This is a genomic window from Streptomyces sp. SAS_270 (genome assembly GCF_052543295.1).
Genome location: NZ_JBMNDS010000160.1, coordinates 1 through 6,530, shown reverse-complemented (window position 1 = coordinate 6,530; position 6,530 = coordinate 1). Strand labels below are relative to the sequence as shown.

At 69.6% G+C, this 6,530-nt stretch carries 5 protein-coding genes and 2 pseudogenes; 4 read left to right on the top strand and 3 right to left on the bottom strand.

Features of this window, described 5'->3' with window-relative positions:
• Positions 1–312 (top strand): hypothetical protein (locus ACN6LB_RS45480; RefSeq protein ID WP_445031052.1); only part of this gene is annotated, 312 nt, incomplete at its 5' end.
• A 193-nt stretch (positions 313–505) separates the two neighbouring features.
• The gene (locus tag ACN6LB_RS45475) at positions 506–1,699 is read left to right on the top strand and encodes a hypothetical protein (protein ID WP_445031051.1); all 1,194 of its coding nucleotides are present in this window, start codon (positions 506–508) and stop codon (positions 1,697–1,699) included.
• A gap of 200 nt (positions 1,700–1,899) precedes the next feature.
• Here the strand turns inward: ACN6LB_RS45475 and ACN6LB_RS45470 are convergent, their stop codons facing one another.
• Entirely contained in the window at positions 1,900–2,025 is a 126-nt protein-coding gene (locus ACN6LB_RS45470; RefSeq protein WP_445031050.1) for a hypothetical protein, read from the bottom strand.
• Positions 2,026–2,666: 641 nt separating this feature from the next.
• Between ACN6LB_RS45470 and ACN6LB_RS45465 the strand changes: the two are divergent.
• A pseudogene (locus ACN6LB_RS45465) lies at positions 2,667–3,787 on the top strand (FAD-dependent oxidoreductase).
• Positions 3,788–3,905: 118 nt separating this feature from the next.
• On the opposite strand, the gene ACN6LB_RS45460 reads toward ACN6LB_RS45465, so the two are convergent.
• Together ACN6LB_RS45460 and ACN6LB_RS45455 are read right to left on the bottom strand one after the other, a co-directional pair.
• Entirely contained in the window at positions 3,906–4,031 is a 126-nt protein-coding gene (locus ACN6LB_RS45460; protein WP_445031049.1) for a hypothetical protein, read from the bottom strand.
• Positions 4,032–4,156: 125 nt separating this feature from the next.
• Positions 4,157–5,950 (bottom strand): protein kinase domain-containing protein, encoded by a 1,794-nt coding sequence (locus ACN6LB_RS45455; protein ID WP_445031048.1) that lies wholly within the window; start codon positions 5,948–5,950, stop codon positions 4,157–4,159.
• Between the two features lie 442 nt (positions 5,951–6,392).
• On the opposite strand from ACN6LB_RS45455, the pseudogene ACN6LB_RS45450 reads away from it, so the two are divergent.
• Positions 6,393–6,530: pseudogene (locus ACN6LB_RS45450) on the top strand (RNA-guided endonuclease TnpB family protein); the annotation flags it as partial.

Genomic DNA, 6,530 nt, shown 5'->3' with positions numbered 1-6,530 from the left:
ATCTCCGAGCACGGCTGGACCACGGCCGCCGCCGACACCTACACCGTCCTCCTGCACGCCGGACGGCGCCGCCCTACCGGCTGGGAGCACACCTGCGCGCAGGTGCGGCAGGCCCTCGGCGACCGGGCCGCGGTCATCGAGTGCCCGCCCGCCCGCGGGCCGCTCGCCCGGGCACTGGGCAACAAGCCGATCGCCGCGATCGTCCGCCCCGACGGCCATGTGTACGCCCTCCTCGACCCCGCCGGCCCGACGGCCCTTGCGGCCGCGGTGGAACGGGCCCGCACCGACCCGCAGCCCGTCGGCGGTGCATGAGCAGCGCGGGGTGAGCATCCCCGGGCCCTGACGGCCGGTCACCTGCCTGACACCTGTGGCCGACCGCCCCCTGTCTGGCCGATCGGAACTGAGGTAGAAGTGAAGGCTGTGCAGCATCCGGTCGGCCCGTGCCTGGGGAGGCACAGCCGTCTGCCGAACCGTTCGCTACGACCGATCGTTTCAGGGGGGCAACATGCGCAGACATTTACGTGCCTGGACTCTGGTGGCCGCGGGCCTACTCACCGCGGCCACCACTCCGGCCTACGGGGCTGACACCCCGCCGGCAAACCCGGCGGCGCGCTCCGTGCACTACACCGTGCACGACCTCGGCACCCTGGGCGGCACCCGCAGCGCGGCCGCCGCCATCGACGGCCACACCGTCGTCGGAAGCTCACAGACCAGCGGCAACGCCGCCGAACACGCCTTCGCCTACGACCTGCGCGCCCACACCATGACCGACCTCGGCACCCTGGGCGACTCCAGCCGGGCAACCGACGTGCAGGGCAACCACGTCGTCGGCGAGTCGGACCTCGCCACCGACGGCCCCACCCATGGATTCACCTACAACCTGCACACCCGCCGGCTCCTCGACATCGGCACGCTCGGCGGCAGCAGCACCCACATCACCGGCCTCGACGGCGACACCGTAGTGGGGACGTCATCGCTGGTGGGTGACGCGGTCACCCACGCGTTCGCCTACAGCCTGCGCACCCGGACCATGACCGACCTCGGCAGCCTCGCCGGCCCGACGGGCCACAGCACCGCGGCCGCCGTCAGCGGCGCGACCGTCGTCGGCAACTCCTCCCTGCCCAACACCCCTGCCGGCACCCTGCACGGGTTCGCCTACAACCTGCGCACCCGGACGATGACCGACCTCGGCACCCTCGGCGGACGCTCCAGCACAGCCAACGACATCAGCGGCCCAACCGTCGTCGGCCAGTCCCGAACCGCCGACAACACCCTCACCGGATACGCCTACGACCTGCGCACCGGCACCCGCACGGACCTGGGATCCCGCTTCCTGATCGCGCAACTGATCAGCGGAAGCACCGTGGTCGGCGGCGACAGCGCACTCTCCACCTCCTACGACCTCAAGACGCACACGAGCGCCACGATCGGCACCGGACGCGGCGTCACCGAGGTCAAGCAGATAGCCGGCAACACCATGGTCGGCGACAACTTCGCCCCCAACTCCTTCGCCTTCGTCGCCCGCGCCGACAACGGCGACTTCACCTACCTGCCCTCCCTCGGCGGCCTCAACTCCGCCGCAACGCAGGTCAACCACCACGGCACCGTCGCAGGCAGCGCAGCCCTCCCACCCACCGACCCGGTCACCGCCAACGGCCCCTTCCACGCAGCCGTCTGGGTACCGCACACGGGGGCGTAGGGGAGCGCAGCCGCGCCGGGTGACGGCACGGACGTTCGTACGCCGGCGGTCTGAAAGCCTGTCGCGGCCAGTGAATGGCGCCCCGCACCGTGTGGTCAGGTGCGGCCGGCTTCGATCGGACCGCCGTTGCGATCGAAGGAGAGGGTCCGTCAGCAAGCTGACGGACCCTCATACAACGTCGAGCCAACGGCGACTGCCCTTTACGGGAAGCTGCCAGTGCCGCCGCAGCAGGCGACGGTTTCGGTGTGGTGGTCGGCGCCGGCGAGCGGTGCTATCGCCAGCACAGCCGCCAGTGCCACCAACAGGCCGATTACGGCTTTGCGCACTGTTTCCTCCTTGTCTACCGGGATCCGGTGCCGCTCGAAGCGGTCACAGGTGCATACGCACCAACCAGCAGTCAGGTTGCACAGGAGCTGTCCCTCATCCCCCAAGGGTCCCCGTGCGAGCTTGGCCTCGCGTGGGAGCCCCGGCGCCACGTCACTCTCGCCGACGACGGCGGCCTTCTCGCCCCCCGGAGGGTGAAGGAGATCCGAGAAACAGCGCCCAGTACTCCAGTCTGGTTTCGCGATCTGTCCAGTGGGCTCGTCGTCGGGAGTGGCTGCGCCGGGCCATCGCTGGTGGTGTCGGCGCCAGATGGACCAGTGCAGCAGCCTGGCCGTGGACAAGGCAGCACTCGGACAACCACGCCCAACGACACCGCCGAGCCGGTCGAGGCGGCTGTCGGAGTTGAACGTGGCGGGGGCGGTGCGTCGCAGCGTGAGCGGCCCCGGCCGCTGCGAGGTGGATGCCGGGCTATAGTCACCGGGTCGCGAAAAACGATGTCCCGCGGGTCCAACTGCCGGGCATCGCTCGTACATCGATGCAGATGGTTCTGATCGGTGAGCGTCTCCTTGCCGAGACCGGACATCCCGTCCGCTCCCGGCGCTGGCTATCGCCGACGCGTGTCGGCGCTACACAGGAGCGCAGCATGCAGAAGACCATCGCCATTGTCGGAGCGGGACTGGGCGGGCTGACGCTCGCCCGGGTGCTTCAGGCTCACGGCGTCGCCGCGACGATCTACGAGAGCGAGGCTTCGGCGACCAGCCGTGCACAGGGCGGCCTGCTCGACATCCACGAAGAGACCGGACAGGTCGCGCTTCGCGCAGCTGGTCTGTACGACGAGTTCCTCACTCTGGTCCGCCCGGGCGAGGACGCCAAGCGTGTGGTCGACCGCCACGCCACGATCCTGTACGACATGCCTGCGGACCCCAGTTCGGCCCGTCCTGAGGTAGATCGTGGCGAACTCAGACGCCTGCTCATCGACTCGCTGGCGCCCGGGACGATCAGATGGGGTCACAAGCTCGCCTCGGTCCGGCACCGTCCGCAGGGCGGCTACATCCTCGCCTTCGCGGAAGGCTCCGCCACACGCGCCGACATCGTCATCGGCGCGGACGGCGCCTGGTCGAAGGTGCGCCCGCTCCTCACCCCCGCCGAGCCTGTCTTCAGCGGAACCTGCTTCATCGAGATCGCCCTCACCTCGGGCGGCCAGAACTCTCGGGCGAGCGTGGCTGCGATCGGCAGCGGCACGCTGATGGCCGTCGCGCCGGGCAAAGGCATCATCGCCCACCGCTATGCCGACGGGCACGTTCGCGGATACGTGGCGCTGAACAAGCCCGAGGAGTGGATGAGGTCGATCGACTTCGGCGACCCGTCCACGGGCCTGCGCCAACTTGCCGACGAGTTCGACGACTGGTCGCCGCTGCTCACCACCTTCGTGACAGACAGCGACACGGAACCGTGGCTCCGCCCCATCCACGCCCTTCCCGTCGGGATTGAATGGGACAGGGTGCCCGGAGTGACGCTCGTCGGCGACGCCGCGCATCTGATGTCGCCCTTTGCCGGCGAGGGCGCGAACCTCGCATGTACGACGGCGCGGACCTGGCCGGCAAGCTGGTCGAGCAACCCGACATCGAGGTCGCGCTCAGCGCCTACGAAGAGCGGCTGTTCCTGCGTAGTAGCGACGCCGCCGGCCGCTCGGCGCAGAACCTGGAAATCTTTTTCGGCCGGGAAGCACCGCAGAGCGTAGTCACTCTGTTCGATCACTCCTGATACCCCGGTCCGGGTTCGCGATCTTGCCGCGGACCCGGCGGGGAACGGGTACGAAGGGGAGGGTCCGCCAGCAAGCTGACGGACCCTCATACAACGTTGAGCTGACGGCGACTGCCCTTTACGGGAAGCCGGGAGTGCCGCCGCAGCAGGCGACGGTTTCGGTGTGGTGGTCGGCGCCGGCGAGCGGTGCTACCGCGAGCACAGCCGCCAGTGCCACCAACAGGCCGATTGCGGCTTTGCGCACTGTTTCCTCCTTGTCTACCGGGATCCGGTGCCGCTCGAAGCGGTCACGGGTGCATACGCACCAGCCAGCGGTCAGGTTGCACAGGAGCCGTCACTGCTCGCGTAAGGAGATCCGAGAAGCAGCGCCTAGTAGGGAACCGTCCCGCACCAGTTCTCCGCCCAGGCGGAGGCACCGTACTTGTTGGCCGCGCGCACCGAGACGCAGATCTCGTCGCCGGAGTACGGGCCCTGGATGGTGTAACTGGTGTTGCCCGTGGAGCGGATGCTGTCGACGTTCTTGGCGGTGAAGTTGCTGCCCTTGTTGGTGTAGTGAATGTCGTAACGGGTCGCCCGGGACACCGCTGACCAGCTCACCTTGAGCGGCATGGAGCACGCGCCGACGCAGGAGTTCGTGTAGTCGACCCGGTAGCTCTTCATGGCGGGCGGCGCGGAGCCGGTGGAGGAGCTGCCGGAGCCGGACGAGCCTCCGCCGCCCGAGCCGGAGGAGCCGGCGGGGGAGGTGCTGGAGTGGGACGAGTCCCCGGCGTTCGAGTCCGAGGAGCGGGTCGAGGGGTCACCGGAGGCGGGCGGCTTTGCTCCGGGCGTCTGCGACCTCCCGTCGCCGCCTTGCTCCGTGGGCTTGCCGTCGCCGTCCTTGCCCTTGCCCTTGGCTGTCTTGGAGGGTGAACTGCTGGGCCTGTTAGGCGAGTTGCTGTCGCCCGGGGTGGGGCTCGCGCTGTTGCCGGGTGACTGGGCGTGCGTTCCGCCACTGTCACGGCTCCAGGGCTGGAGGACGACCATCGTGGTGCCGCCGACGGTGAGGACGACGACAATGGGCAGCGCGATGATCGTCCGGCGCCGGCGGGGGCGGCGCTCCTGCGCCGTGGAGCTGTCGCCCGCGGGGACGACGACGGGCGGCTCGGCCTGCGGGCGCAGGCCCACGGTTGCCCGGTCGGCGGGCTCCTCACGCAAGGGCTGCACTTCGGCGTCGAGCAGCCGGGCGGCCTGCTGGGCGAGGTGCGTGACCACGTCGGCGGGCAGCCATCCGCGCCCGGCGGTCTGCGGTCCGACCCGTCCGGGAGTCGCCAACAGCTCGTCCACGCCGGGACGTTGCTCGGAGTCCTTGGTCAGGCAGCGTGCGATGAGTGAGCGCAGAGCGGGGTCCTCGACCCCTTCCAGGTCCGGTTCCTCCTGCACGATCTGGAACATGACGGCGTGCTGGTTGCTGGCCCCGTGCCCGAAGGGCAGCCGTCCCGTCGCCGCGTACGTGAGCACGCACCCGACGGTGAACACATCGCTCCCGGGCCCGGCGCTCTGTCCGCGGATCTGCTCCGGCGACATGAAGCCGGGCGACCCGACGACCATCCCCGTGCTGGTCAGCAGCGACTCGACGGAGGTCTCCAGGGCCCGCGCGATCCCGAAGTCGATGACCTTGGTCCCGTCCACGGTCAGCATGACGTTCGAGGGCTTCAGGTCGCGGTGCACGATCTGCGCGTCATGAATGTCCTTCAACGCGTGCAGCAGCCCGTCGGCGAGGGTGTGCAGCGACGCGGTGGGCAACGGCCCGTGCCGCCGCACGACTTGCTCCAGCGACAGACCCGGCACATACCCGGTCGCCACCCACGGAGGGTCTTCGTCGGGCCCCGCGTCGAGGACGGGCGCGGTGTACCGCTCGGCGACCCGCCCCGCCGCCTCGATCTCCCGCCGAAACCGCGCCCTGAACCGCTCGTCGGACACATGCTCCTCGTGCACCACCTTCACGGCGACGGTGCGCCCGCTGTCCGACCTGGCGAGGAAGACGCGTCCCATGCCGCCCGCACCGAGCCGGCCAAGCAGCAGATACGGGCCGATGCGTGCCGGGTCGAAGGCAGTGAGCGGCTTGATGCCCCCGTCGACATAGTCCTCCCGCTCGCCGGTCCCGTCCCCGTTCGTACCGCTCATGCTGATGTTGCTCCCCCGAACTCGTACCGCCTGGTCATCAATGCAACGCCGTTGACAATAGAGGCCGTTGATGTTTCCGGTGAAGCCGAGGACGTCCGTGACGAGCGGGACGGTTGCGCACTGCCGACGGCGGCCGGGCGGGGCCGGGTGGGGGAGGGCAGCCCGCTGCCGCCCTACACCAAGGAGGCGGGCAGCGTCCCCGGGAGGGCGACCAGCTGCCACAGCAGCAGGCGGAGCCTTCGGGGCGCCATGCGGAGGTTCACCGGGTTTCTCCGAGGATGCCCCGGTCTTCAGGCCGGGGAGGAGTCGGACTCGTGCGGAGCAGGGCAGGGGTAGCCGGAGCGCCGTCGGGGCGTTCCGGTGTCCACCCCGCACAGCGGTGATGTCGCCCACAATGATCAAGAACTCTCAACTGTCAGTCCTCCCGAGTAGGTTCGGATGCATGACGACAGAAGCGACCACGAAGGACACCGGGTATGCGCGGTACACCTTCCGTGTGCGCCTGTCGAACACGGCCAGGCGTCAGCTCGAAGCCGAGTGGGATCGCTGCCGCTGGATCTGGAACGAATGCGTGGCCAAG